19 protein-coding genes and 1 pseudogene are annotated in these 25,685 nt (G+C 73.5%); 17 read left to right on the plus strand and 3 right to left on the minus strand.

Annotated features, from left to right (window positions below):
* Nucleotides 1-134 precede the first annotated feature (134 nt).
* From OG286_RS06400 to OG286_RS06420, 5 genes are all read left to right on the plus strand, one after another.
* Complete coding sequence (locus OG286_RS06400) at nt 135-1,736, plus strand: acyl-CoA carboxylase subunit beta (protein ID WP_405360214.1); 1,602 nt, start codon at nt 135-137, stop codon at nt 1,734-1,736.
* Between the two features lie 74 nt (nt 1,737-1,810).
* Nucleotides 1,811-2,017: an acyl-CoA carboxylase subunit epsilon gene (locus tag OG286_RS06405; protein ID WP_396322400.1), complete on the plus strand. Its 207-nt coding sequence runs from the start codon at nt 1,811-1,813 to the stop codon at nt 2,015-2,017.
* Nucleotides 2,018-2,133: 116 nt separating this feature from the next.
* Nucleotides 2,134-2,823, plus strand: a complete 690-nt coding sequence (locus tag OG286_RS06410) for a TetR/AcrR family transcriptional regulator (RefSeq protein ID WP_396322401.1) — start codon at nt 2,134-2,136, stop codon at nt 2,821-2,823.
* A gap of 169 nt (nt 2,824-2,992) precedes the next feature.
* Entirely contained in the window at nt 2,993-3,187 is a 195-nt protein-coding gene (locus OG286_RS06415) for a DUF1918 domain-containing protein (RefSeq protein WP_360625484.1), read from the plus strand.
* Between the two features lie 49 nt (nt 3,188-3,236).
* Nucleotides 3,237-3,938 carry a DedA family protein gene (locus tag OG286_RS06420; protein ID WP_396322402.1) on the plus strand — a complete coding sequence of 234 codons (702 nt, stop codon included), beginning with the start codon at nt 3,237-3,239 and terminating at the stop codon, nt 3,936-3,938.
* On the opposite strand, the gene OG286_RS06425 is transcribed toward OG286_RS06420, so the two are convergent.
* On the minus strand, nt 3,935-4,678 hold the full coding sequence (locus OG286_RS06425; protein ID WP_396322403.1) for a PIG-L deacetylase family protein: 744 nt from the start codon (nt 4,676-4,678) through the stop codon (nt 3,935-3,937). The genes OG286_RS06420 and OG286_RS06425 overlap by 4 nt on opposite strands.
* Before the next feature lie 246 nt (nt 4,679-4,924).
* Between OG286_RS06425 and OG286_RS06430 the strand changes: the two genes are divergently transcribed.
* Together OG286_RS06430 and OG286_RS06435 are read left to right on the plus strand one after the other, a co-directional pair.
* The gene (locus tag OG286_RS06430; RefSeq protein WP_396322404.1) at nt 4,925-5,944 is read left to right on the plus strand and encodes an MDR family NADP-dependent oxidoreductase; all 1,020 of its coding nucleotides are present in this window, start codon (nt 4,925-4,927) and stop codon (nt 5,942-5,944) included.
* A gap of 24 nt (nt 5,945-5,968) precedes the next feature.
* Complete coding sequence (locus OG286_RS06435) at nt 5,969-6,352, plus strand: MerR family transcriptional regulator (RefSeq protein ID WP_396322405.1); 384 nt, start codon at nt 5,969-5,971, stop codon at nt 6,350-6,352.
* Here the strand turns inward: OG286_RS06435 and OG286_RS06440 are convergent.
* On the minus strand, nt 6,349-7,032 hold the full coding sequence (locus OG286_RS06440) for a TetR/AcrR family transcriptional regulator (RefSeq protein ID WP_405364865.1): 684 nt from the start codon (nt 7,030-7,032) through the stop codon (nt 6,349-6,351). The two genes, OG286_RS06435 and OG286_RS06440, sit on opposite strands and share 4 nt — an antisense overlap.
* A 116-nt stretch (nt 7,033-7,148) precedes the next feature.
* On the opposite strand from OG286_RS06440, the gene OG286_RS06445 reads away from it, so the two are divergent.
* From OG286_RS06445 to OG286_RS06470, 6 genes are all read left to right on the plus strand, one after another.
* Nucleotides 7,149-7,946, plus strand: a complete 798-nt coding sequence (locus OG286_RS06445) for a hypothetical protein (RefSeq protein WP_405362758.1) — start codon at nt 7,149-7,151, stop codon at nt 7,944-7,946.
* A gap of 57 nt (nt 7,947-8,003) precedes the next feature.
* Entirely contained in the window at nt 8,004-9,515 is a 1,512-nt protein-coding gene (locus tag OG286_RS06450) for a serine hydrolase domain-containing protein (RefSeq protein ID WP_405362756.1), read from the plus strand.
* Between the two features lie 177 nt (nt 9,516-9,692).
* A complete protein-coding gene (locus tag OG286_RS06455) occupies nt 9,693-10,298 on the plus strand; it encodes an ArsR/SmtB family transcription factor (protein WP_405362754.1) in 606 nt (201 codons plus the stop codon).
* The gene (locus tag OG286_RS06460) at nt 10,295-11,584 is read left to right on the plus strand and encodes an MFS transporter (protein WP_405364867.1); all 1,290 of its coding nucleotides are present in this window, start codon (nt 10,295-10,297) and stop codon (nt 11,582-11,584) included. Before OG286_RS06455 ends, OG286_RS06460 begins: the two co-directional genes overlap by 4 nt.
* An 807-nt stretch (nt 11,585-12,391) precedes the next feature.
* Nucleotides 12,392-12,970 (plus strand): sigma-70 family RNA polymerase sigma factor, encoded by a 579-nt coding sequence (locus OG286_RS06465; RefSeq protein WP_396322410.1) that lies wholly within the window; start codon nt 12,392-12,394, stop codon nt 12,968-12,970.
* Between the two features lie 112 nt (nt 12,971-13,082).
* Nucleotides 13,083-15,293, plus strand: a complete 2,211-nt coding sequence (locus OG286_RS06470) for an MMPL family transporter (protein WP_405362750.1) — start codon at nt 13,083-13,085, stop codon at nt 15,291-15,293.
* Nucleotides 15,294-15,409: 116 nt separating this feature from the next.
* Here OG286_RS06470 and OG286_RS06475 read toward each other — a convergent pair whose 3' ends face one another.
* The gene (locus OG286_RS06475; RefSeq protein ID WP_405364869.1) at nt 15,410-18,208 is read right to left on the minus strand and encodes an AAA family ATPase; all 2,799 of its coding nucleotides are present in this window, start codon (nt 18,206-18,208) and stop codon (nt 15,410-15,412) included.
* 193 nt (nt 18,209-18,401) lie between these two features.
* Here OG286_RS06475 and OG286_RS06480 point away from each other — a divergent pair, with 193 nt between their 5' ends.
* The 4 genes and pseudogenes from OG286_RS06480 (at nt 18,402) to OG286_RS06495 (ending at nt 25,670) form a co-directional block, all read left to right on the plus strand.
* The gene (locus OG286_RS06480; protein ID WP_405364871.1) at nt 18,402-21,281 is read left to right on the plus strand and encodes an ATP-binding protein; all 2,880 of its coding nucleotides are present in this window, start codon (nt 18,402-18,404) and stop codon (nt 21,279-21,281) included.
* Nucleotides 21,282-21,441: 160 nt separating this feature from the next.
* A complete protein-coding gene (locus tag OG286_RS06485) occupies nt 21,442-23,244 on the plus strand; it encodes an aminotransferase class V-fold PLP-dependent enzyme (RefSeq protein ID WP_405364873.1) in 1,803 nt (600 codons plus the stop codon).
* Nucleotides 23,245-23,408: 164 nt separating this feature from the next.
* Nucleotides 23,409-23,573: pseudogene (locus tag OG286_RS06490) on the plus strand (MFS transporter); the annotation flags it as partial.
* 123 nt (nt 23,574-23,696) lie between these two features.
* Nucleotides 23,697-25,670 (plus strand): FUSC family protein, encoded by a 1,974-nt coding sequence (locus OG286_RS06495; protein WP_396322415.1) that lies wholly within the window; start codon nt 23,697-23,699, stop codon nt 25,668-25,670.
* The last annotated feature ends 15 nt before the right edge of the window (nt 25,671-25,685 follow it).

Consider the following 25,685-nt stretch of genomic DNA (forward strand, 5'->3'; position numbering starts at 1 on the left):
CCACGAACTTGATCAACCATCCGCCACGATGCCTCCGCGTTCAGTAGTGTGCATGACCGAAGATGTGTTCGCCCAGCGGAGCGGATCGCCGCCTGCGGGCTCGGACGGTTCCCTCACCCTTGGAGTGGTTCGAGATGACGGTTGTGCATGAGGCGCCGGTCGGCGACGAGATCCCCGAGGTCCCGGCCGACGCCCACGGGCGGGTCGCCGAGCTGCACGAACTGCGCGAACAGGTCCGCCGCGGCCCCAGCGAGAAGGCCACCGAGGCCCAGCACGCCAAGGGCAAGCTGACCGCCCGCGAGCGCATCGACCTGCTGCTCGACGAGGGCTCGTTCCGCGAGGTGGAGCCGCTGCGCCGGCACCGCGCCACCGGCTTCGGCCTGGAGGCGAAGAAGCCCCACACCGACGGCGTGATCGTCGGCTGGGGCACCGTGCACGGGCGCACCGTGTTCACCTACGCGCACGACTTCCGGATCTTCGGCGGCGCGCTGGGCGAGGCCCACGCACAGAAGATCCACAAGATCATGGACATGGCCATCGCCGCGGGCGCGCCACTGGTGTCGCTGAACGACGGCGCCGGCGCCCGCATCCAGGAGGGCGTGACCGCGCTCGCCGGCTACGGCGGCATCTTCCAGCGCAACACCCGCGCCTCCGGCGTCATCCCGCAGATCTCCGTGATGCTCGGCCCCTGCGCCGGCGGCGCCGCCTACTCCCCCGCGCTGACCGACTTCATCTTCATGGTCCGCGAGACCTCGCAGATGTTCATCACCGGCCCCGACGTCGTCCAGGCCGTCACCGGCGAGAAGATCACCCAGAACGGGCTCGGCGGCGCCGACGTCCATTCCGGGGTCTCCGGCGTCTCCCACTTCGCCTACGACGACGAGCAGTCCTGCATCGAGGAGGTCCGCTACCTCCTGTCGCTGCTGCCCCAGAACAACCGCGAGATGCCGCCCACCGTCGTCAACGACGACCCCGTCGAGCGCCGCAACGACTCCCTCCTCGACCTGGTGCCCGCCGACGGCAACCGCCCCTACGACATGCGCAAGGTCATCGAGGAGATCGTCGACCACGGCGAGTACCTGGAGGTCCACGAGCGCTGGGCCACCAACGTGCTCTGCGTCCTCGCCCGCATCGACGGCCACGTCACCGGCATCATCGCCAACCAGCCCCAGTCGCTGGCCGGCGTCCTGGACATCAACGCCAGCGAGAAGGCCGCCCGCTTCGTCCAGATGTGCGACGCCTTCAACATCCCGCTGGTCACCATGCTCGACGTCCCCGGCTTCCTGCCCGGCGTCGACCAGGAACACGACGGCATCATCCGCCACGGCGCCAAGCTCCTCTACGCCTACTGCAACGCCACCGTGCCCCGCATCCAGCTCATCCTGCGCAAGGCCTACGGCGGCGCCTACATCGTCATGGACTCCCGCTCCATCGGCGCCGACCTCTCCTTCGCCTGGCCCACCAACGAGATCGCCGTCATGGGCGCCGAAGGCGCCGCCAACGTGATCTTCCGACGCGACATCAACGCCGCCGAGGACCCCGAGGCCATGCGCGCCCAGAAGATCAAGGAATACAAGAGCGAACTGATGCACCCGTACTACGCGGCCGAACGCGGCCTCGTCGACGACGTCATCGACCCCGCCGAGACCCGCCAGGTCCTCGCCGCCTCGCTCGCCATGCTCCGCACCAAGCACGCCGATCTGCCCAGCCGCAAGCACGGCAACCCGCCGATGTAGCAGCGCCGTCCCTCAGTCCTCAGTTCCGGTGCCACCGACCACACACCACGCATCCGCCCGGGAGAAACCGGATCATGGCCGTTTCCGCCGCCCCCTGCATCCGCGTCGTCCGCGGCTCGCTCTCCGACGAGGAGCTCGCAGCCCTGACCGCCGTACTGAGGGCCCGCGCCGCGGCCGCCCAGCAGGCCGCGGCCGCGCCGGGCGAGCCGACCGCCACCCGGCACCGGCTGGAGCTCCGCCCGGCCTACTTCTCGCCGGTCAGCTGGCAGCAGGCCGCCTGACGGACGGTCACCGGGGCGGGCCGCTCGCGGCCGCGAGCGGCCCGCCCTGGGCGGACATGAGAAGTGATCATGCTCGTGATTGGCCGCGGGAACGCCGGATGCGGCACAGTGGCCCCATGAGCCCGGACACGAGGAGTCACCACGCCGCCGGGGAGCGCGCCCCGGGCCGCCGGCGGCCGGTGCAGCAGCGCAGCCAGGAGCGGTACGGCCGGATCCTGGACGCCTGTGCCGGGCTGCTCGACGAGGTCGGGGCCACCGCGCTCACCACCAAGGAGGTCGCGCACCGCGCCCAGGTGCCGATCGGCACGCTGTACCAGTTCTTCGCCGGCAAGGAGGACCTGCTGGCCGCGCTGGCCGGCCGCAACCTCGACCGCTACCTCCAGCGGCTGGACCGGCGGCTGAGCACCGAGGCCCCGGACGGCCCGGCCGGGTTCACCGACCTCGCCGTGGACGAGTTCGTGACGATGAAGCGGGCCGTGCCCGGCTTCGGCCAGGTGGACTTCGGGCTGGCCGGCGCCGCCGTGCCCGCCGGGGTCCGGGACGACCGGCACCTGATCGACGCCGAGCTGGACAACAACACGGCCGTCGCCCTGCGCCTCCAGGCGCTCGGCGGCCGGCTCTTCTCCGCGGCCGACCCGGCGGCGCTCACGCTGCGCCTGCGGGTGGCCCTGGAGGCGGCGGACGCCGTGCTCAAGCTCGCCTTCCGAGGCGACCCGGAGGGCGACCCGGTCCTGATCGCCGAGTCCAAGCGGCTGGTCCGCTGCTACCTGGCCGAACCCCCGGGCCCCCACCGAGGCCCCCACTGAGGACCCCCGCCGGGGCCCGTGCCGAGGCCCTCGCCGAGCGTCGAGCCCGGCCGCGACGGCACCCCCGGGCGTCCCCGGCACCGTCACGCCGTTGCGAGGCCGTCCCCGCCGCAGCACAGTGGAAGCAGAACGGCCGCCCGCGCGGCCACCGCTACCCGAGGAGCAGACCATGCACGCAGCGGTAGGTGACCAGCTCCACATCCACAGCAGGTCGGTGGGCATGGTCGACCAGAAGGGCGAGATCATCGAGGTGCGCGGCGCCGAGGGCGAGCCGCCGTACATGGTCCGCTTCGAGGACGGCCACACGGGCCTGATCTACCCGGGGCCCGACTGCAACATCGAACGCCGCGAGGCGCTCCGCTGACCCAGGCGGCCACCACCCCGCGCTCCCGCGGCGCGGGGTGGTGACTCACGTGTCCGCGCCCGCCCCCGCACTGCCCGGCGCGCTCGCCGGGCTCGCACCGCTGCTCGACCAGTACGGCTACCTGGCCGTGGCGGTCTTCGTGCTGCTCGACAACTGCGGCATCCCCGCACCCGGCCAGACCATCCTGGTGCTCGCCGCCGTCTACGCCGGCGCCGGGCACCTCGACATCGCCGCCGTGGTGACGATCGCCTTCACCGCCGCGGTCGTCGGCAACAGCCTCGGTTATCTGATCGGCAGCACCGGCGGCCGCGCCTTCGTCCACCGCTGGGGCCGCTACGTGCTGCTCACCCCGGCCCGGATGGAGCGCGCCGACGGCTTCTTCGCCCGGCACGGCGGCAAGGTCGTCACCGTCGCCCGCTTCGTGGACGGGCTGCGCCAGACCAACGGCATCATCGCCGGCACCACCGAGATGCGCTGGCGGCGGTTCCAGCCGTTCAACGTGCTCGGGGCGGCGCTCTGGGTCGGCGTCTGGTCCGCCTTCGGCTACCTCGCCGGCGCCAACATCGGCGGGGTTTACCGGACGGCGATCCGCTACCAGCTCTGGCTTCTGATCGCCCTCGCCGCCCTCTGCGCCGCCCTCGCCGTCCGCCACCTGCTGCGCCGCCGCCGCAGACCGGACGAAGGACGGCGCGAGCGGGCGGACGAGGGCGCGCAGGACGAGGACTCGCAGGACCAGGACTCGCCGCCCTAGCCCAGCGGGAACACCTCGAACGGGACGGCGAAGCGCGTCCCGAGGCGGCTGCCGGCGCCCCGGCCGAAGCCCTCCAGGAACTCGCGCGGGTCGCTCATCACGCCGCCCAGCCCGTCCAGGTACGCCTTGTGCTCGGCCAGCGAGGCGACGCCCTGCTCGAAGTGGTCGGTGGTGTCCACGGCGTGCCGGGACTCGGGCGAGGCGACCGCCCAGATCTCGCGCACACCGTTCCACGGCTCGTGGCCCTCGGCCGTCAGCTCGCGGAACACCCACCGGTTGCCGGCGTCGCGCACCGCGTCCAGGGTGGCCCGGCCGACGGCGATGTGGTCGGCCTGGTTGAGGAAGGTCCCGCCGTACGTCTCGCGGAAGTTGCTGGTGATGACGATGTCCGGGCGGTGCCGGCGGACGGCGCGGGCGATGTCGCGCCGCAACGGCAGCCCGTACTCCAGCACGCCGTCGGGGTGGCCGAGGAACTCGACGGTGTCGACGCCGACCACGGCGGCGGAGGCGATCTGCTCGGCCTCGCGCAGCGGTCCGCACTCCTCGGGGCTCAGCGAGTCGATGCCCGCCTCGCCGCTGGTGACCATCAGGTAGACCACCTTCTTGCCCTGCGCCGTCCAGCGGGCGACGGCGGCGGCACCGCCGTACTCCATGTCGTCGGGGTGGGCGACGACGGCCAGTGCGGTCTGCCAGTCCTCGGTGACGGGCTCGAACGGCTCGGGGGCCTGCTGCTCGCTCATGGTGCTGCCTCTCCGTGGTGCACGCGGTGCGGTCGGTGTGATCGGTGCGGTCATTCGGTCGTACCGGTGGTGACTCTAGGAGATCACCGCTCCCCTCGTCCGCCGAACGGTCCGTCAGACACCCTCCGCACAGCCACCGTTCCGCAGCGCTTCCCCCCGCGCTTGCCCCTGACCCGCGGGTCAGGGGTTAGCGTCCCGGCGCCCGCAGCGGGACGGCCGCTGCCCGTGTTCCTCCTGGAGTTCCACATGCCTCTGCCGACGACCGCCCGCGAGGTCCGGCTCATCACCGCCCCGGACGGACTGCCCGCCCCGGAGCACTTCGCGCTCGTCGAGGCCCCGCTCGCCGCGCCCGGCCCGGGCCGGGTGCTGGTCCGCAACCGCGCCTTCCTGGTCTTCCCCGGCCTGCGCACCCTGATCGGCGGCGAGCTGGCGGACCTCGCGCTGCCGCGGATCCTGCCCGGCGGGGCACTGTTCGGCCCCGCGCTCGGCGAGGTGCTGGCCGCGCCGGCGGACGGCCGCCTGCGCCCGGGCGACCTGGTCACCCACATGCAGGGCTGGCGGGACCACGCGGTGGGCGACGCCGCCGGGTTCACCCCGGTGGACGACACGCTGCCGGACCCGGTGGCGCTGCTCTCCCCCGCCTCGGCCGGGTACGGCGGGCTGACCCGCTCGGCCCGGGTACGGGCGGGTGACGTCGTGCTGGTCACCGGCGCGGCGGGCGCGGTCGGCACGGTCGCCGGGCAGGTCGCCCGGCTGCTCGGCGCCTCGCGGGTGATCGGCACCACCGGCTCGCCCGCCAAGGCGGAGCGGCTGACGGCCGAGCTCGGCTTCGACGCGGTGCTGGTGCGCGGCGCCGGGCCGATCGCCGAGCAGCTGGCCGAGGCCGCGCCGGGCGGCATCGACGTCCTGCTGGACACGGTCGGCGGGGAGCAGCTGACCGCCGCCGTCGGCGCGGCCCGGCCGGGTGCGCGGTTCGCCCTGGTCGGGGCGCTGGCCGGGCAGATGGCGCCGGGCCGGCGCGGCGGCAGCTCCCCGGCGGTGGTCGACACCTTCCGGCTGCTCAACCAGGGCGTCACCGTGCGCGGGTTCCGCGGCCAGGACCATCCCGATCTGGAGACGGAGTGGCGGCAGCGGTTCGGCGCGTGGCTGCGCGCCGGGGAGATCACCTTCCCGTGGACGGCCGTGTCGGGCCTCGACCGGGCCCCCGGGGCGTTGTCCCGGCTGATCGAAGGCCGTACCTTCGGAGCCACGATCGTCGAGGTGTAGCGGGAACGGCAGCGGGGGGCGCGGATGCGGATCGGCGACGCGGCGGCAGCGGCGGGAACCACGCCTCGGGCGCTGCGCTTCTACGAGCAGCGCGGGCTGCTGCCGCCGCCGGTCCGCACGGCCACCGGCCAGCGCGAGTACGGGCCGGCCGAGGTGGCCCGGGTGCGGGCGATCCGCGAGCTGCTCGCGCTCGGCTTGACCGTCGAGGACCTCCGCAGCCGGGCCCACCGGCTCGACCTGCTCACCGAGGACCCGCCGCGCAGCTGCGCCTCCACCGGCGATGCCGGGCCGGAGACCTTCGCCCCGGTGGTCGAGCACCGCCTGGCCACGCTGGACGCCGAGATCGCCCGGCTGACCTCCCTGCGCGACAGCCTGGCCCGGCACGCCGCCACCGGGGGCGCCGCCTAGCTCCTCCCGTCCGGTCCTCCGGACGGCGCTCCTTCGGTCGGCGCTCCCCCGGACGGCGGCCGGATCAGCGTCCCGATGCCGGCGCAGAGCAGGTCCAGGCCGCGGGTGAACTTCTCGTCCGGCCCGTGCGCGGCCGCGGCGGCCACCGTCCGGGGGAAGCTCCGGTGGAGCGCGGCGACGTCCTCGGCGGTGACCGGCACGGCGGGTGGCTCGCTCTGCTCCTGGAGCACGTAGCCGGTGACGTGACTGAGCACGGTGTCGGCGGCGGTGCCGCAGTGCTCCGGGGGCACACCGGCCTCGGCGAGGGTGGCGAGCAGCCGTTCCATCAGCGAGAGCGCGCCGGAGCTGAGGGTCTTCGGGCTGCCGGCGAGCATGATCGCCCCGCCGGGGTGCTGCCGGATGCTCTGCCGCAGGGCGACGGCCTGCGCCGTGACCCGCGCCGGCCAGCCCGCCTGCGCGGGCAGTCCGGCCAGAGCGGCGGTGCCGGCCTCGTACGCCTGCCGGACCACCCGGTCGGCCATCAGCTGGAGCAGCGCGGCCTTGCTGGGCACGTGGTAGTAGAGGCTGCCGGCGTGCACGTCGAGCCGGTCCGCGACCTGGCGCACGGAGAAGCCGTGGTAGCCGGTCTGGGCGAACACCGCCATCCCCGCGTCGATGATCCGGTCTGCAGTCAGCTTCACGGCCGCAGTCTAGCGAGCTGCGCCGGCCGGCTTTCAAACAATGTTTGAAAATTTCCCGGGTCGCGCTAATGTCATGATCAGCAAAATCGCACACGGCTCGGAGGGGGGTGGTGACGATGGACGTCCTGCTGTTCAACGTGACCACGGCGGCACTGATGGTGCTGATGTTCAACGGCGGTCTGGCCCTGGTCGGCCAGAGCACACTGAGCCGGCGGCGGATCCCCTGGGCGGCCGTCGGCCTGACCGGGATCGCGCTCGCCGGGGTGGCGCTCCAGCTCTGCTGGTCGGGGGCGATGGGCGCACTCGACGCGGACCCGGCGAAGTCCGGCTGGTGGCGCGTGGTCACCTCGGTCTTCATGCAGAACGGCGGCTTCGGCGGGGCCGCCTGGAACATTGCCACGCTCGCGGCCGTCGCGGCCTTCGCCGACTGGTTCTGGGGTGCGCCGCTGACGCTCGGCCTGTTCGCCGCGGGCATCCTGCTGCCGGAGCAGATCGACAAGCTGTGGGGCCAGACCTCCCACAGCACCGACCCCCGCAACTTCGCCGGCAGCTCCGGCGCCACGTACTTCCTGGGCGCGACGCTGGCCGCTGCCCTGCTGCTGCGCGGCGGCGCCGACGAGACCTCCGGCCGGGATGCCGGGAAGGGCTCCGACGACGAGGGCGCCGGCCGCGGCAAGGCCGTCCGCAAGACCCGGCTGCTCGCGCTCGGCGTGCCGGTGCTCGGCCTGGCCATGTGGTTCGCCCAGGAGAACGGGCACGGGCTGGTCTCCGCCTACGGCTTCGCCCTCGGCGCACTCGTCTGGGCCGCGTTCCGCACCGTCCTCCGACCGGACCGCGACCTCGTGCAGCCGCCGCGCACGACGGTCGCCTCGCTGACCGGGCTTGTCGGACGGCGGACCAGCAGCGCCGGCTAGCCGGAAGGCGCCGCCCGCCCCGCCCCGCCGTTCCACCATGACCACGAGGGAGAGAGCATGCCGGAGAACCTGCGCCGGGAAGTGTCGAAACTGGTCGACCAGGAGGTGGCCAGGATCCTGGAACAGACCGACCGCGACGTGGCCCGTACGGTCAACCGGGCGCTGGGTGCATGCGACGGCGCCCCGGCGTTCGACACCGCCCGCTGGCAGGCCCGGCTCGGCGAGCTCCTCGCCGCCCACCACATCCCCGGCGCCGCCCTGGCCGTGCTCGCCGACGGCGAGATCCACGAGGTGGCCGCCGGCATCCTGCACACCGGCACCGGCGTCGCGGTGACCCCGGACTCCGTGTTCCAGATCGGCTCCGTCAGCAAGGGCTACACCGCCGCCATGGTGGTCCTGCTCGCCGACGCCGGGAAGCTGGACCTCGACGCGCCGGTCGCGGACGTCCTGCCGGACTTCGCGGTCGCCGACGCCGTGGCCGGCCGGACGATCACGCCGCGCCAGCTGCTCAACCACACCAGCGGCATCGAGGGCGACCACGTCAACGACACCGGCCGGGGCGACGACTGCCTGGCCCGCTACGTCGAGAGCGCGCGGACCGTCGGCCTGACCAACCCGCCCGGCGTCACCATGTCGTACTCCAGCACCGCCTACAACGTCCTCGGCCGGATCGTCGAGGTGGTCACCGGCCGGACGTGGGACGAGGCGCTCAAGGAGCTTCTCCTCGCCCCGCTCGGGCTGGAGCACACCATGACCCTGCCCGAGGAGGTGCTGCGCTTCCGCGCCGCCATGGGGCACATGGGCGAGCCGGGCGAGCCCCCCGTCCCCACCCCGCTCTGGAACATGCTGCCGCGCTCCGCCGGTCCGTACGGCGGAATCAGCGCGACCGCCGCCGACGTGGCCCGGTTCGCCCGGGTCTTCGTGGACGGTGGTGCCGCACCGGACGGCACCCGGGTGCTGCCGGCCGCCGTGGTCGACGCGATGCTGACCCGCGAGGTCGAGATGCCCGACCAGTGGTTCCTCGGCGCCCACTGGGGCCTGGGCTGGGGCCTGTTCGAGTGGGACGGCGCGCGCGGCTTCGGCCACGACGGCTCCACGTTCGGCCAGCTCGCCTACCTGCGCGCCATCCCGGAGAAGGGCCTCGCCATCGCCCTGCTGACCAACGGCGGCGGCGCCGCGCCCAAGGTCTTCGAGGCGCTCTGCCGTGAGCTCTGCGCCGAACTCGCCGGGGTCACCATGCCCGGGTTCGCGCCGGCCGCCGAACCCCCGGCCGTGGACACGGAGCCGTTCCTCGGCGGCTACAAGCGCGAGGGCTTCCTCATGACCATCGCCGCCGGCGACGGCGGCCCGGGCACGCTGCGGCTGAGGTACGAGGGCGCGGACGGCCTGGCGGGCACCTTCGACCCGCTGGTCTGGCACCTGACGCCGGTCTCGCACACGCCGGCGAAGACGGTGTTCGCCGGCCGCCGCAACGAGAAGGACGCGTGGATCCCCGTGGTGTTCTACGCCCTCGCCGACGGCAGCCGGTACGTCCACTTCGGCGTCCGGGCGACGGCCAAGTCCGCCTGAGGCGCCTGCCGTCCGGAGGCGCGGCCGGAGCCGATCCACCGCACCTCCGGGCCGCGCCCCGGGACGGCCGGCCGCCGTGGCCGCCGGAATGATCTCAGAGCACCGCCCGCCCACATTGCAGAGGATTCTCTGCAGAGACCTCTATGCAGAGAATCCTCTGCAACCTACGATGACCCCATGACCGAGCACCCGGAACAGCCGATCCCGCCCGCTACGCCGCAGCGCCGGCTCGACGCCACGAGCCTGCGCGGCCTGGCCCACCCGTTGCGGATGCAGATCTTCGAACTGCTCAACCTGGACGGCCCGTCCACCGCGACCCGGCTCGCCGAGCGGCTCGGCGAGAACACCGGCACCGTCAGCTGGCACCTGCGCCACCTCGCCGACCACGGCTTCATCGAGGAGGACACCGGCCGCGGCACCAAGCGCGAACGCTGGTGGCGCCGGGTGCCCGTGGCCAACCGGCTCGACACCACGGACTTCCGCGACGACCCCGCCAGCCACGGCGCGCTCACGCTCTACGTGCACCAGGTGGTGCAGAACTCCTTCAACCGGGTCACCGCCTACATCGACCAGGAGTGGGAGGACGAGTGGCGGGACGTCGGCACCGTCTCGGACTGGAGCCACTTGCGCCTGACGCCCAGCCAACTCAAGGCACTGAACGAGGAGTTCGAGGCCGTCATCGCCCGCCACACCCCCGGGCCGGACGCAGAACCCGACCCGGACGCGCTGCCGATCGTGGTGCAGCTCCAGTCCTTCCCGCGCCGCGCCGGGGGTGCCGAGTGAGCCCCGCCGCGCGCGGCGGGCTGCTCCGCCGCCACCGGGACTTCCGCCTGCTCTGGAGCGGCGAGACCGCGGGGAAGTTCGGCGCCTCCGTCACCGGCGTGGCGCTGCCGCTGATCGCCGTCTCCGACCTGCACGCCTCGACCTTCGAGATCGGCCTGCTGAACGCCGCCGCCTGGGCGCCCTGGCTGGTGATCGGCCTGCCCGCCGGCGTCTGGGTGGACCGCTTACCGCGCCGGCCGATCATGCTGGCCACCGCCGCGGCCTCACTGCTGCTGTTCGCCGCCGTCCCGCTCGCCGACCGGCTCGGCCACCTGAGCATCGGCCTGCTGCTGGCCGTCTCCCTGCTGACGGGCACGGCCGCCGTCTTGTTCCAGACCGCCTACACCGCCTACCTACCCGGCCTGCTCGACCCCGCCGACCAGCCCGAGGGCAACGCCAAGCTGCACGGCAGCGCGTCCGCCGCCCAGCTCGCCGGGCTCGGCTCCGGCGGCCTGATCGCCCAGTTCGCGGGCGCGGTGAACGGCATGTTCGCCAACGCCGCCACCTTCCTGGTCTCGCTCGTCTGCCTGAGCCGGATCCGCCACCGCGAGACCCCCGCCCCCCGCAAGGAACGGGCGCTGCGACGCGAGGTCGGCGAAGGCCTGCGCCTGGTCGCCGGTGACCGCTGGCTGCGCACGCTGACGCTGTTCGGCGCCGCCTCCAACCTGGCGCTGATGGGGTACCAGTCGATCCAGGTCGCCTTCCTGATCCGCGAGGTCGGGCTCGCCTCCGGAACGGTCGGCGGGCTGATCGCGGCCGGGGCCAGCGGCGGCATCGCCGGGGCGTTCGCCGCCCGCCGGGTCGCCGCCCGGATCGGCACCGCCCGCGCGATGCTCCTCTTCGAGCTGGGCCTGCCCGGCCTCGCCCTGCTGATCCCGCTCACCACCGACGGGGTGGGCGTGCTGCTCTACGTCACGGGCGGGTTCAGCGTCTCCGCCGGAGTGGTGGCGGGCAACGTGCTCAAGTCGGGCTTCCAGCAGAGTTACTGCCCGCCCGAGCTGCTCGGCCGCCTCTCCGCCAGCGCCGCCGTCCTCAACTACGGCACCATCCCGCTCGGCGCGGTGCTCGCCGGTGTCCTCGGCACGACGCTCGGCCTGCGCCCCGCGATGTGGATCGCCACCGCCGGTGTCCCGCTTGCCGCCCTGATCCTGCTGTTCTCCCCCGTCGGCCGCACCCGGGACTTCCCCGCCGCCCGCACGCGCAGCACCGCCGGCACCTCCGCCCGCAGCACCTCGACCCCGGCCTGACCTGCGCACCGGCGCCTCGCCGGCTCGCCGACCCCCTCGGCGCCGAGCGGCTGTTCGCCACCGGCCGGGAGCCGCGATCGAGACCGCGCGCGCCATGATGGTCTTCCTGTTCCGGATACCGATGCCGGCCCCGCTCATCCCGCTGACCACCCCGGGTACAGGAGTCACCTGCTACGTCGGCGGCGGATTCGCCGTCTCGGCCGGCATGGTCGCCGGCAATGTCACCCGCGCCACCTTCCAGCAGCGCCGCGCCCCCACCCATGTACTCGGCCGGATCAGCGCCAACGGCTCCTTCCCGACCTACGGAACCATCCCCCCTCGGCGCCCTCGCCGGCGGCGCGGCCGCCTCCGTCCTGGGCGTCCTTCCCGCCATGTGGCTGGCCGCCGCAGCCGTCCCGCTCAGCGCCGCCGTGCTCTGGCTGTCCCCCCTTACCTCGTCCGCGCGACCTGCCTGACACGTCCCGGCCTCGGCCTGCCTCGGCCCCCTCCCCCACCGCTTCGGCCCGCGCGTGATCCATCCGCAGGCCCGGAGTCCGGCGCCGCGCCCGACCCGGCCTGAGTGCGCGGATACTCCAGATATCCGCCAGTCGGCACAGAAGCACAGGTCAGACGGCTTGTCCGGGGGAGTCGCCGGGTGCTGCCGGTGTAGCCGATGTCGAGCCGGGCCGCCCCGGACGTGCCCCCACCTGCCGGCCGACTGGCTGCCCAATCGCGCCTGGCCGGCGGATGTTCCCCTCTTCTCCACCATGCAAACCTCGATCGTCGGCACGACCGGCACAGCTCCCTGATCGACGCGCGAGGACCTTCATGAGAACGCTCACCCACAGCAGACCCACGCGGGTGAACGGCTCCCCGGCCGTCCGGGCCCGGATGCCCGAGGTCGCGTTTCGCCGACTGAGCGCCATGCACCGCACCGCGGTCCTCTCCTACCTCGCCAAGCGCACCTTCGGGGATCCGCAGCTGGCCGAGGACCTCACGCAGGAGACCTTCCTCCGCGCGTTGCACCATCCCGAGGTGCTGTCGGCCGATCACCAGAGCGCGCTGCCATGGCTCTACCGGGTGGCCCGGAACCTGCTCATCGATCACCTGCGCTCGCGCCGGTACCGGCCCGTCGAGGTCGGCTTCGACGACTTCGACACGCTCGTCGACGAGAGCGCGGCCGCGAACGAGATCGACCTGCTCCTGACGACCTGGTCGGTCCGCTCGGCGCTGGCGTCCCTGAGCGATCAGCACCGCGCCGTGGTCACGCACGTCTACTTCGAGAACCGCTCCATCAACGCCGCCGCCGAGATCCTCGGCGTGCCTCCCGGCACCGTCAAGTCCCGCTGCCACTACGCGCTCCGCTCGCTACGGACGACCCTGCGAGAGCACCAGCCGGTCGCATAGCCGACCCGACGCAATGCGCACGGCTCGCCGACGGACATCGGGAACGCGCGCCGCCGCGACGAGAACCACGCCTGCCCACACCCGCTTTCGGCTGCCCCCACGGAGGCCCCGCATGACGACGACCGACCACCCGCACGCGCAGCACCGCGGCCCGGTGCACCACCCTCCTCGCCCAACGAAGGGCGGGCGTGAGCGCCTTCACCCCGAACGGAGCGGACCGCTGGGCCTCCTGGGCCGTCTCGGTCTCTGGGCTGCCGGCCGCCTGCGGCTGGTCGCCGCGCTCTGGCTCGTCGTGGTCGCCGGGCTCGGCGCCTTCGCCCCGCAGGTGACGTCCGCGCTGGCCGGCGCGGGCTGGCAGGCCAACGGTTCGGAGTCGGTTCGCGTTCGTGAGCTCGCCGAGCGGCACTTCGACGGCAACACCTCCTCGGCTCTCCAGGTCGTCGTCGCCGCAGACCGTCCGGTGGCCGATCCCGCCGTTCAGCAGGTCGTCGATCGGGCGATGGCACTGCTGAGGGCCGACCCGCGCATCAGCGCGGTGGTGCCACCCCAACCCGGCGCCACGATCAGCCCCGACGGGCGCACCGCGGTCGTGCTGGCCGGCGCGAAGGCCGACACCAACGCCATGGTCCGTGCGGCGGACGACCTCAAGGGTCCGCTCGGGGCACTGTCCGGAGGTGGCGTCCGGGTGAGCGCCACGGGCGCCTCCGTCCTGTGGAGCGACTTCAACGCCGCCAACCACGACGCGATGATGCGCTCGGAGATGCTGTCGTGGCCGGTGACCCTCGCCATCCTGGTACTGGCCTTCGGCTCGCTGGTCGCCGCCGGGCTCCCACTGCTGCTGACCATGGCCGGACTGGCGGCCTCAGCGGGCGCGCTGGTGCTGCTCAACCACCTGACACCGACGTCCATCTGGGCGATGAACTTCGCGATGATGTTCGCCCTCGCCCTGGGTATCGACTACGCCCTGTTCATCGTCGTGCGGTTCCGTGGGGCGCTCGCCCGGCACGGCGCCGCCCGGCACGCCGTCGGCGAGACCATGGACACCGCCGGCAAGGCCGTCGCGCTGTCCGGCGCCACCGTCCTGGTCAGCCTGTCCGCGGTCCTGCTCGTCCCGTCACCCGCGTTCCGGTCCATGGCGCTGGGCATCATGATCGCGGTCGCGTTCGTCCTGGCGGCGACCCTGACGCTGTTGCCGGCGGTCCTCGGAAGCCTCGGCCTCCGGGTCAACGCGGCGCCCCTGCCTTTCACCCGTCCCGCGGACCCGGCCGGCTCACCTCGCTTCGCCGGCTGGGCCGAACGTCTGTGGGCACACCCGCTGCGGTACGGCGTCCCGGCTCTCGTCGCCCTGCTGGCACTCGCCGTGCCCGTGATCGGGCTCCGGACCGCCATGCCGTCCGTCACCGTCATCCCCGCGGACTCCTCTGCGCGGACGGGTTACGTCGCCGTTCAGGAGGCGTTCGGTGCCGGCGCTCCCGGCGCCCTTCAGATCGTGACGCCCCTGTCCCAGGCCGAGACCGTCACCGCGGTCCTCAGGAGCACCCCGGGGATCGCGGGCATGATGCCGGCGACGAACGCGGCCGACCGTTCCGACCTCGCGCTCATCCGGGCCGTCCCGGCCGTCGACCCCGCGGACCCCACCCTGAGGACGACCGTCGCCGAACTGCGCGGGCACCTGCCCCAGCAGACGCTGGTCGGCGGCGCCGCGGTCGAGAACCTCGACCTGCAGGACGTCCTGAACGCCAAGACCCCCCTGGTCGTCGGAGTCATCCTGGCGCTCGGATTCGTCCTGCTCCTGCTCGCCCTGCAAGCGCCACTGGTCGCACTGATCGGCACCGTCACCAACCTGCTCGCCACCACGGCCGCCTTCGGCGCCGCCCGTCTCGTCTTCCAGGACGGGCACGGGGCCGGACTGATCGGTTTCGCCCCGCAGGGCTTCCTCGACGGGTGGGCACCGGTCTTCTTCTTCGCCATGATCTTCGCGATCGCGATGGACTACACCGTCTTCCTCCTCGCCTCGGCCAAGGAACACTACGAGCGCAGCGGCGACCCCCGCACGGCCATGGTCGCCTCGCTGACCCACTCCGGCCGGGTCGTCTTCGCGGCCGCCGCCGTCATGGTCGCCGTGTTCTTCACCTTCGCCCTCTCCGGCCCACTGCCCCCGAAGGAGATGGGCATCGTCCTGGGCCTGGCCGTCCTGCTCGACGCCGCCTTCGTCCGGCTGGTCCTGCTGCCCGTCCTGCTCCGGCTGACCGGCCGTGCCGCATGGTGGACCCCGGCCTGGCTCGGCAGGATCCTGCCGACCCTCCGGTTCTCCCACGACTGACGCGGATCAGGACCGCAGCCGAGACCGGCGGGGCAGGAAGACGATCCCGCGGGCCTTGCGCCGGTGCACGCCGATCCGTCCCCCGACAGGGACGGATCGGCGCCCAGCCCCGCTGCTCACCGAGCCTCTCGCAACGTCGCCGTCACGGCGAGCCCCACCCGCGAGGACTCGCCGAGCTTCGCCATGATGCGCGACACGTGCACCTGCACCGTCCGGCGGGACATGTACAGGCGCTCGGAGATCTGCGGGTTGGAACAGCCTTCCGCGATCATGGTCAGCACGGTGCGCTCGGTCGCACTCAGGGCCTCCCAGCCCGTCTCGCTCCTGGCCACCGTCCGTCGGTTCCCGACGGTGATCCCTTCCGCCCGCAGGCGCTCCCGGGTGCGGCGGGCGTCCCACGAGGCGCCGAGTGCGAGATAGCCGTCGACGGCTTCGGCCGAGGCGGCGGTGGCCCGGTCCGACAAGCCGGCGCGGGCCGACAGCACCGCTTCGTTCTCGCGGGCGAACGCCGCGAACAGCGGGCGCCCCGCCGTGTCGTACGCCGCGGCGGATTCAGCGAGCAACGAGCCGTCCGCGTCGGCCAGCCCCCGGCAGAGCGCGGCGGTGCCGAGCTTGTTCGGGGACGGCTGGAAGTCGGCCATCTCCTGGGTGGACGCGGCGAGCGCGGCCAGCCGGTCCGAGCGGCCCAGGCAGAAGGCCATCCGGGCGGCGTCCGGGAAGAGGTGGTCGAGGTTCACCACCCTGCGCAGTCCTCCTGACGCCCACAGGTACGACTCGAGGAGGTCGAAGGCCCGCGCGCCGTCGCCTTCGGCGTCCAGCACCAGGGCCCGAGCCCACCAGTGCAGGAACTCCGTGTGGGAGCGCGCGGGCCGGGCTTTCGACGCGTTCACGATGGTGTCGGTGTGTTCGGACCGCTGGTCGCGGCGCACCTCGATCAACGCCGCGACCGCGTGCAGATCGGGGCCGATGTCCAGGGGATCGATGGAGTCCAGACCGCTCTGGACGGCGACCAGGGCGTCGTCCCAGTTTCCGCACAGGAACTCGACCTTGGCGATGGCGGACTGGTACCCGGTCAGCAGCGCCACACCGGCCCGCTCGCTCTCGCGCGCGCCCGTGCGCAGGTGGGCGTGGGCCTCCGTCAGGCGGTCCAGGTCGGCCAGGCAGTAGGCCCGGGCCAGGTGTGGGGAGAGCTGGAAATCGGAGGAGATCCCCGTCGCCCCGAGATTGTCGAGGGCCGCAGTGGTGAGGGCGAGTGCCTCCTCGACCCTCCTGGTGACCACCAGGACCGCCGCCTGGGTCGTGAGACCGTACGCCGTGGCGAAGCCGTCGCCGCTCTCCCGCCCGTTCCGCACCGCCAGGAGAGCGGCCGCCTCCGACTCCTCCATGCGGCTCATGAAGTGGAGCGCCTGCGCCTGAACAGCGTGGAAGCGGGCCGCCTGGTTCTGCGGGAGACCCTCCAGGGCGAGCGCCGAACGGACCTCGGCCACCGTGTCCTCCAGCCGACCCTGCTCCATGAGGGCCTGCGCGAGCCACCCGCGCAGGGTACCCGCGCGGCCGATCGGAAGGGACCGCGCGAGTGCGGCTCTAGCGGCGCGTTCGGCCTCCGCCGGCAGACCGGCCCAGAGCAGTGCCCGAGCGAGTTCGACGTCCAGATCCTGGAAGTCGTCGCCCGCGGTGGCGGTGGCACGGCGCAACAGCTCGACCGCGAGCGCCGGTGCCCGGACCAGGAGCGGATCCAGCGACGCGCGCAGCCACGCCACGTCCCGCCGGCTCAACGGCCCGGCCTCCAGCACGTGCTCCGCGACACGCTCGACGGCCGCGCCCGCCTCGGCCAGCGAGACCCCGATCTGCTCGTGCAGAGCCGTCCTGACCGCCTGGGAGTGGCTCTGCACCACGGCCCGTCGGATCAGGTCGTGCCGGAACCCCAGCCCGCTCCCGCGCTCCTCGAGCACTCCCGCCGCGAGCGCCTCCACCACCGGCTCCACCAGGTCGGTGGCCGGGAGTTGGAGGACGGCGGTCATCTCGGCCGCACTGAAGGCGCGGCCGAGCAGTGCCACCACGCGGAGCATCTCGCGGGTCGGCGCACTCAGGGTGTCGAGCCGGTGGAGGATCGTGGCACTCAGCGAAGCCGGTACGAGGGGCGTCTCCGCGCTGATCTCGGCGGTCGATCCCCGGAGCTCGATGCGGCCCGTACCCGACAGGTCCCTGATCAGCTCCGTCACGTAGAGCGGGTTGCCGGCCGCGCCCGCGACCAGGGACCGCAGCCGGTCGCCCGGAACACCACCGGCGAGGTCGGCGACCAGGGCGGCGACTCCGGCTTCGGCAAGGGGAGCGAGATCGGTCGTCGGGACGCCGCACTCCTCCAGGTCGCGCAGCAGCGCGGCGATGGCGGAATCGTCCGGTGCGGGACGGCACGTGACCACTACGAGGAGAGGCAGCTGGTCCAACGCGCGTGCCAGGCGACGGATGACGGCCAGGCTGGCCAGGTCCGCCCAGTGCAGGTCGTCCACCAGCAAGGCCAGCGGCTCGGCCGAGCACCAGTCGTCCAGCGTCGACAGGATGGCCTCGGCGATCAGGAACTCCTGGCCGACGGCCCCCGCCGGTGCGCTGACCCGCTCGTCGCCCCGCAGCAGGCCGCGGATCCGAGCGACCCCGGGGTGTTCCGCGGCACCCACGTCGAGGCACTGGCTCAGCACGGCGAACGGCAGCGACCGGTCGATCTCACCGGCCTCACCGCGCAGGACCGTGATCCCGGCGGACCGGCACAGGGCATCGGCGAGGTCGAGAACGGCCGACTTCCCGATGCCCGGCTCACCACGGAACACCATCGCCTGGCCCGTGCCCGCCGCCAGTTGTCGAACCACGAGCTCAAGGCGCGTCCGCTCGGCTTCACGGCCCTGCACCGTCAGTGCCATTCCAGCTTCACTTTCCCGTCGCCCGGCCATCACAGCTGCTCAGCGCCTCGGGCGGCGCTCGCCGGGTCACCCCGTTACCAGACAAAGTGTCCCAGACCGCCAACGGACACCAGGACCGAGGGAACGGAGGCTCAGGACCGGCCGACATCTCGCCGATGCATCGCCGATGATCGTCGATGCGATAATCCTGCAAATGAGAACCACCCGGGCGGGAGCAGCGCCAATCGGTCGGAGGACCGAGTCGTCGCAGCTCAACGAAGTACTGTCCAGAGCGGCAGCCGGCCAGGGACGCGCCGTCCTGATCCGGGGTGAAGCCGGGAGCGGAAAGTCCACCCTGCTGGGAGCCTGTGCCGACCGTGCCGTGGAATCGGGCTTCGCCGTGCTCCGGGGTACGGCGAACGAGTCGGAGCGCAACTTCCCCCTGGGGACGTTCCTGGACCTCCTGGAGCGGGACCAACCGTCCTCCGGCCAACTGCGGGCGGCGTACCGGGCCGCGGTGGCGGCCTCGGCACCGCGCACGGCCGCCGGCATGACGGATCCGGTGTCGGCTGCGACCGAGCGGCTGTTCCAGGTGGTGGAGCAGCAGTGCGCGACGAACCCGGTCCTCGTCGTGGTGGACGACCTCCAGTGGGCGGACGAGACCTCGGCGGCACTCTGGACGCGCCTGGCCCACCATGCCGAACGGTTTCCGCTCATGGTGGCGGCAGCCGTCACGCCCGGCACCGGGGGGAAAGCCGAGGCCGCCGCGACGAGGGCGCTACGACACTGCGGCGGTCTCATCGTGGACCTGGAGCCGCTGCTCCCGGACGAGGTGGCGGCCCTCGCGGCCCGTCAGCTGGGCGGCCCGGTGGGACCGGCCCTGCTGGAGGCACTCGGCAGGGCCGGTGGCAATCCGCTCCACCTCACCGAGGTGCTGGCCCTGCTTCACCGCCAGGGCTCGTTGACGAGGGGGCCGCACGGGTTCGAGGTCGCGTCCGACCATGGCGACCTCTCGCTCGGGACGGCGATCACCGACCGTCTCCAGCGGCTGTCCGCCGAGCTGCGCGCGGTCCTGCGGATCGCCGCCGTACTGGGCGCCGAGTTCCGGCCGGCCGATCTCGCAGCGGTGTCGCGCCGTCCGCTCGTCACCCTCGTTCCCCTGCTCGAGGAAGCCCTCGCCGGGGCGGTGCTGGATCCGGCCGGAGAGCGGCTCAGGTTCCGTCACCAGCTGGTCTGGCAGGCGCTCGTGGCGAGCACCCCGACGGCTCTGCGCGGGGCGCTGCACCGCCAGACGGCGGAGGCGCTCGACCTGGCCGGTGCGCCACTCGACCAGGTGGCCGGCCACCTGACCCGGGCCACCTCCGTGGCCACGGACTCCTGGCTGCACGGATGGGTGGCGCGCCACGCCCGCGAGCTGGTCACCCGCTCGCCGGCCACCGCTCTGGAGATCCTGACCCGAGCCGACGCCGGGGCCGGTCGGGCAGCCGACCGGACCGGCCTGTGGCTGTGCATGGCCGAGGCACTCAACGCATTGGGCCGGCCCCACGAGGCCGAGGTGATCGCGCGTCGGCTACTGGCCGCGCCCTCCGTCGAACCCGAGGCGGCGGCCGAGGCCTCCTGGCTGCTCGGCGAGGCGCTGTATGCCCGGTCGTCGACCGGCACCGGGGCCCGGGAGGCCGCGGAGCTGGTGGCCTCCGCCACCAGGATCGACGGCATCAGCGAGCGGTCCAGGGCGCGGCTGCAGGCCGAGGGCTCCTTCTACCTGTTCCGGTCGGGCCGGCTCGACGAGGCCGCCGAGGCGGCGGTCGGCGCGGTCGCCGTGGGTGGCCGCTCGGGGGAGGCCTTCGCCGTCGCCTACGCCACCTGGATGCGGACGGTGATCGCCCGGGCCCGGGACGGCGACCTCGACGGCGCCGTGGACCTGAGCGAGCGTGGCCTGGCCCTGTGCGTGGACGGCGCGAATCCCCGGGTCGAGCGGCTGCTCCGGACCCAACGACTCGTGATCGCCGGCCTCCGGGACCGGATCTCCGAGGCCGAGACGGAGATCACCGCGCTTCGCCGCCTCGGCGAAAGCCCCCGGACGCACGGTCAGCACGCGGCGGTCTCGATCGCCGCCCATCTCTTCCGCACCGGGCAGTGGGACGAAGCACTCGCCGAGATCGAGCATCTGGCCGCGTCCGAGCACCTCGCCGGGGAGGAGCTCCCGCCCGCCGCCGTCCGGGTGCACGGCCTGGCCGCGTTGGTGGCCGGCCTTCGGGATGACACCTCCGTGTCCGAAGCACGGCTGCGGCTCCTGCGGGACTGCCCGTTGCGCGCTCCCGCCGACCCCGGAGCCGCGCGGTGGCTCGTGATGGCGCGTTCGATCGCCGCGGAACGTGCCGGGCGGCCGGACCAGGCGCTGGCGGCCCTACTGCCCGTCCTCGACCGGCAGACCGCGACGGACCCGGAGGACCGTTTCGCCTGGCTGCCCGTCGTCGTCCGTCTGGCGCTGGCGGTCGGTGACCGCGCGACCGCCGAGACCGCGGCCGCCGCCGGAACCGCGGCCACCGGCACCGTTTCGTCCCGGGCGCCCGGCGTCGCCTACTGGGAGCACACCGCCGAGCACGCCGCCGGTCTGCTCGAGGCCGATCCGGCGCCGCTGCTGACCGCCGCCGACTACTACGCGGCGTCCTCCCGGCCGCTGCAACGGGCGAACGCCCTGGAGGACGCGGCCGAACTGCTGGCCCGGCAGGGGCGTCCGGCGGACGCCAGGCGTCGGCTGGACGAGGCGGCGGCCGTGTACACCGGCCTCGGCGCAGGCTGGGGGCTACGGCGCGCGCAGGCCCGGCTGCGCGCGGCCGGGCTGCGCCTCGGTGCGCGTGGCCCCCGGCCGCGGGCCTCCTCCGGCTGGCAGAGCCTGACACCGACGGAACTGCGCGTCGCCCAGGGGATCGTCGACGGCGGCACCAATCCGGAGATCGCCGCCGAGCTGATGCTCTCCACCCGGACGGTCCAGACGCACGTCTCGCACATCCTCGCCAAGCTCTCCTTCCGGTCGCGGGTCGAGATCGCCGCCGAGGCCGCCCGGCAGGGCCGCGTTCGCCAGGAGACCTGACGGACGCGGGGAGGCGCCGCGTGTGCCACCCGTGACCAGCGTCACGTTGAACCTTCGGCCGGACACCGTCGTAAGGCCTTCCGTGGAAGAGAACGCTGTCATCACGACCCTCAGGAAACCGTTCGGGCTGATCGGTCGGTCCCGCCGGAACAAGCCGGGCGTGCATCCGGACGCCTTGGACGGGAAGCAGTCTGCCGGACACGCGACTCCCGGCCGGTCGGACACAGCGGCACCGCCGGACGCCGCCACGGCGCTGCTGTCCCGGATCCGGCGCGGCCTCATCGGTGACGGCGACGTACTGCCGGGGCCCTACGGGCCGCGGCGCATCACCTACGCCGACTACACGGCCTCCGGGCGTTCGCTGGACTTCGTCGAGGACTGGCTCCGCGCCGCGGTCCTTCCGCGCTACGCCAACACCCATACGGAGAGCTCCGCCACGGGACGGCAGACCTCCCGCCTGCGCGAGGACGCCCGCCGGCTGATCCACCGCGCGGTCGGCGGCACCGACGACCACGTCGTGCTCTTCTGCGGGTCAGGGACCACGGCCGCCGTGAACAAGCTCGTCGGCATCCTGGAGCTGCAGAGCCCGGTCGAGCCCGCCTGGCGGCCCGGCCCCGGGGACGTCGTCCCGCCGCACCGGCGGCCGGTCGTCTTCGTGGGCCCCTACGAGCACCACTCGAACGAGCTGCCCTGGCGGGAGTCGGTCGCCGACGTCGTGGTCATCGGGCTGGACGCGGACGGCCGGATCGACGAGGACGACCTGCGCGCCCAGCTCGTCCGCCACGCGGACCGACCGCTCCGGATCGGCAGCTTTTCGGCCGCATCCAACGTGACCGGCATCCTCACCGACACCGACCGCATCGCCGCCCTGCTGCACGCCCACGGAGCGCTGGCCTTCTGGGACTTCGCCACGGCCGGGCCGTACCTGCCGATCCGGGTCACCGAGTCGGCACCGGGCCGCGGCGACCACAAGGACGCCGTTTTCCTGTCACCCCACAAGTTCGTCGGAGGCCCGCAGTCCCCGGGGGTGCTCGTCGTCCGGCGGGACCTCGTCCGCAACCGCGTGCCCACCATGCCGGGCGGCGGTACCGTCGCCTTCGTCGACCCCGGGCACCAGTACTACCTCAAGGACGTGGTCGCCCGGGAGGAGGGCGGCACCCCTGCCATCGTCGAGTCGATCCGTGCCGGCCTCGCCTTCGGAGTCAAGGAGGCGGTCGGTACCGAGCTGATCCACGCCACGGAGGAACGGGCCTGGCAGGCGGTCCTGGACCGCTGGCAGGACAACCCGAACATCGTCATCCTCGGCACCACCCACGTACGACGCCTGCCGCTCGTCTCGTTCCTGGTCCGGCACAAGGACCGCTACCTGCACCACAACCTTGTGGTCGCGCTGCTCAACGACCTGTTCGGCATCCAGGCCCGTGGCGGCTGCTCGTGCGCCGGCCCCTACGGCCACCGGCTGCTGGGGATCGGGGAAGACCACTCAGCGGCCCTGCGCGACGAGATCATCGTGCAGGGCCACGAGGGCATCAAGCCCGGCTGGACACGCGTCAGCTTTCCGTACTTCATGTCCGACACCGTCCGGGACTACATCATCGACGCGGTCGACCTCATAGCCACGGACGGACACCGCCTGCTCCCCGACTACCGGTTCACCCCCGGCGCAGGCCTCTGGCGCCACCGCGACGCCACGCCGGAACCCCCGCTGAGTCTGGCCGACTTCCGTTTCGACACCCAGCACGGCCCCGGCGGGAAGCCCGCCGACACACCGGTCCGCCACGGCGAGGAGCATCTCGCCGGCTACCTCGCGCACGCGCGTCGCCTCGTCGCCGGACGTCCCGAGCATCACGACCATCCGGCCGAAGGCCACCTCGACCTGCCCGAGGGCTTCGAGGCCCTGCGCCATTTCGCCATCTCCGCGGCCTGCCTGCGGCCACACCCCGACGACCCCGCAGACTACTGATCGTCTCAGAACACTGAATCCGACGGGAGCGCACTGGACGATGTGCAGCACGATCCGGGACTTTCGCAGGTAGAGGTCGACGAACGGCAGGTCAGACACGAAGCGACCTCCGATCAGGGCGGGCCATCCTGCCACGGAACTCCGGCTGGCAGGGTGTTCCGCCGACCCTGTTCGGCGCCGCCTCCAACCTGACCCTGATGGGGTACCAGTCGATCCAGGTCGCCTTCCTGATCCGCGAGGTCGGACTCGCCTCCGGCACCGTCGGCGGGCTGATCGCGTCCGCGGCGAGCGGCGGTGTCGCCGGGGCGTTCGCCGCCCGCCGGATGGCGGCGAGCCCAGAACGGTGTATCCGGTAGGAAAGTGAAACTGTTCTGCCCACGCTTCCGGCGGCGGCGCCCGGAGCCGACCTGCCCGACCGGGCCCGACCTCCCCCGGAGCCGTACGTTTCTCGTATGGCACGGAGCTCACGAGCCGCCCGGCTCGCACCCCCCAGCTGGCTCACCGCCGGCCTGCGGCCGCACTCCGCGCCGATCCCGTGGGCCGCCGTGGCCCGGGCCGCCGTCGCGCTCTCCGCGCCGCTCGCGGTCGGGCTGGCCGCCGGGGAGCCCGGCTACGGCGCGCTGGTGTCGATGGGCGCGCTCTCCGCCGTCATCGGCGACACCGCCGACGCGTACCGGATGCGGCTCTTCAACATCGCCGTCCCCCAGCTGTTCGGTGCCCTCGGCGTCACGCTCGGGACGCTGGTGTACGGGCAGGGCTGGACGGCCGTCGCCGTGCTCACGACGGTCGCGCTGGTCTCCGGCATGATCTCCTCGATCGGCGCCGTCGCTTCCGCCTCGGGGCTGCTGCTCCTGCTCAACGCCGTGATCGGCGCCGGCCTGCCGATGCCCGCCCCCTGGTGGAAGCCGCCGTTGCTGCTCACCCTCGGCGGCGCGGTGGTGCTGGTGCTCACCCTGGTCGCCTGGCCGCTGCGCGGCGGCGTACCGGAGCGGACGGCGGTCGCCGGGACGTACCGGACCGTCGCCGACTTCCTCCAGGCGGCGGGCACGCCCGCGCACGACGAGCGGCGGCAGGCCGTCACCCACTCGCTCGACCGGTCCTACGACCTGCTGCTCGCCCACCGCGCCCGCCGGCACGGCCGCTCCCCCGCGCTCGCCCGGCTGATCGCCCAGCTCAACGCGGTGATGCCGGTGGTCGAGGCCGGCTCGGCGGCCAAGCTGCGGCCGGCTTCGCTCGGCCCGCTGGCGCAGGCGTACCCGGCGGCGGTCCGCGAGCTGGCCGCCGCCGTCGAACGGGGCCGGCCCGGCGCGCGCCTGCTGGACCTGCCGCCACCGACCGGTCCGTCGGAGCGCGCCATCGACCACGCGCTGCGCTACGCGGCCGCCGTCGCCCACGAGCCCTCGCCCGACCCGTTCGGCCCGGCCGACCGCCTCGGCCTCCCCGCCGCGTTCCGGGTGCGGGCCCGGCGCACCGCGCGGGCCGCGCTGCTCTCCGGGGCGTCCTGGCGGTACGGCCTGCGGCTGGCCCTGTGCATCGGCCTCGCCCAGGCAGTGGTCTCGGTGCTGCCCGTGCCCCGGTCCTACTGGGTGGCGCTGACCGTCACCTTCGTCATGAAGCCCGACTTCGGCTCCGTCTTCTCGCGCGCCGTGCTGCGCGCGCTCGGCACCGCGGCCGGGCTGCTGATCGCGATCCCGGTCCTCGCCGAGGTGCCCCGCGGGTGGTGGGACGTGCCGATGACGGCGTTCCTCGCGATGCTGATCCCCGCCGCCTCGGCCAAGGGCTACGCGTTCCAGACCGCTGCCATCACCCCGGTCATCCTGCTCCTCTCCGACCAGATCAACCACCAGGGCTTCCAGTTGGTGCTGCCCCGGCTCTACGACTCGCTGATCGGCTGCGCGATCTCGCTGATCGCCGGCTACCTGCTCTGGCCGGAGTCCTGGCACACCCGGATCGGCGACCGGCTCGCCGACGCCGTCGCGGACACGGCGTCCTACGTCACGCTGGCCTTCCCCGCGGCCCCCGGACGGGACCAGGCCGCCCGGCTGCGCTACCGGCGCCGGCTCTACCGCGACCTGTCCGCCGTCCGCTCGGAGTTCCAGCGCGCGCTCACCGAACCGCCGCCGACCGGAGCGCTGGCCGCCGCGTGGTGGCCGCTCGTGATCGCCGTCGAGCGGATCGTGGAGGCCACCACCGCCACCCGGGTCCGGGTCGACCACGGCGTCCCGCCGCCGCCCACGGCCGAGGTCGCGGCCATCGTCCGGGAGCTGGGCGACCTGGCCGGCGCCCTGCGCGCCGGGGCGGCGCCGGCGGCCCCGGTGACGGCGGACGGCCCGGACGAGCCGGACGAACAGCGGGACGGCGTGCTGGCCCCGCTGCACCAGGAGGTCCGGGCCGCGCGGGTGATCGCGGCCCCCGGGCCGGGCTGACGGCTCCGGGACGGG

This window comes from Kitasatospora sp. NBC_00039 (assembly GCF_045160625.1).
In the GTDB taxonomy this organism is placed as follows: domain Bacteria; phylum Actinomycetota; class Actinomycetes; order Streptomycetales; family Streptomycetaceae; genus Kitasatospora.

Excerpts from the sequence above, each read along its gene's own strand:
- OG286_RS06400 (WP_405360214.1), top strand. The coding sequence starts at position 135 with ATGACGGTTGTGCATGAGGCGCCGGTCGGCGACGAGATCCCCGAGGTC.
- OG286_RS06405 (WP_396322400.1), top strand. The coding sequence starts at position 1,811 with ATGGCCGTTTCCGCCGCCCCCTGCATCCGCGTCGTCCGCGGCTCGCTC.
- OG286_RS06410 (WP_396322401.1), top strand. The coding sequence starts at position 2,134 with ATGAGCCCGGACACGAGGAGTCACCACGCCGCCGGGGAGCGCGCCCCG.
- OG286_RS06415 (WP_360625484.1), top strand. The coding sequence starts at position 2,993 with ATGCACGCAGCGGTAGGTGACCAGCTCCACATCCACAGCAGGTCGGTG.
- OG286_RS06425 (WP_396322403.1), bottom strand. The coding sequence starts at position 4,678 with ATGAGCGAGCAGCAGGCCCCCGAGCCGTTCGAGCCCGTCACCGAGGAC.
- OG286_RS06430 (WP_396322404.1), top strand. The coding sequence starts at position 4,925 with ATGCCTCTGCCGACGACCGCCCGCGAGGTCCGGCTCATCACCGCCCCG.
- OG286_RS06435 (WP_396322405.1), top strand. The coding sequence starts at position 5,969 with ATGCGGATCGGCGACGCGGCGGCAGCGGCGGGAACCACGCCTCGGGCG.
- OG286_RS06445 (WP_405362758.1), top strand. The coding sequence starts at position 7,149 with ATGGACGTCCTGCTGTTCAACGTGACCACGGCGGCACTGATGGTGCTG.
- OG286_RS06450 (WP_405362756.1), top strand. The coding sequence starts at position 8,004 with ATGCCGGAGAACCTGCGCCGGGAAGTGTCGAAACTGGTCGACCAGGAG.
- OG286_RS06455 (WP_405362754.1), top strand. The coding sequence starts at position 9,693 with ATGACCGAGCACCCGGAACAGCCGATCCCGCCCGCTACGCCGCAGCGC.
- OG286_RS06465 (WP_396322410.1), top strand. The coding sequence starts at position 12,392 with ATGAGAACGCTCACCCACAGCAGACCCACGCGGGTGAACGGCTCCCCG.
- OG286_RS06470 (WP_405362750.1), top strand. The coding sequence starts at position 13,083 with ATGACGACGACCGACCACCCGCACGCGCAGCACCGCGGCCCGGTGCAC.
- OG286_RS06475 (WP_405364869.1), bottom strand. The coding sequence starts at position 18,208 with ATGGCACTGACGGTGCAGGGCCGTGAAGCCGAGCGGACGCGCCTTGAG.
- OG286_RS06480 (WP_405364871.1), top strand. The coding sequence starts at position 18,402 with ATGAGAACCACCCGGGCGGGAGCAGCGCCAATCGGTCGGAGGACCGAG.
- OG286_RS06495 (WP_396322415.1), top strand. The coding sequence starts at position 23,697 with ATGGCACGGAGCTCACGAGCCGCCCGGCTCGCACCCCCCAGCTGGCTC.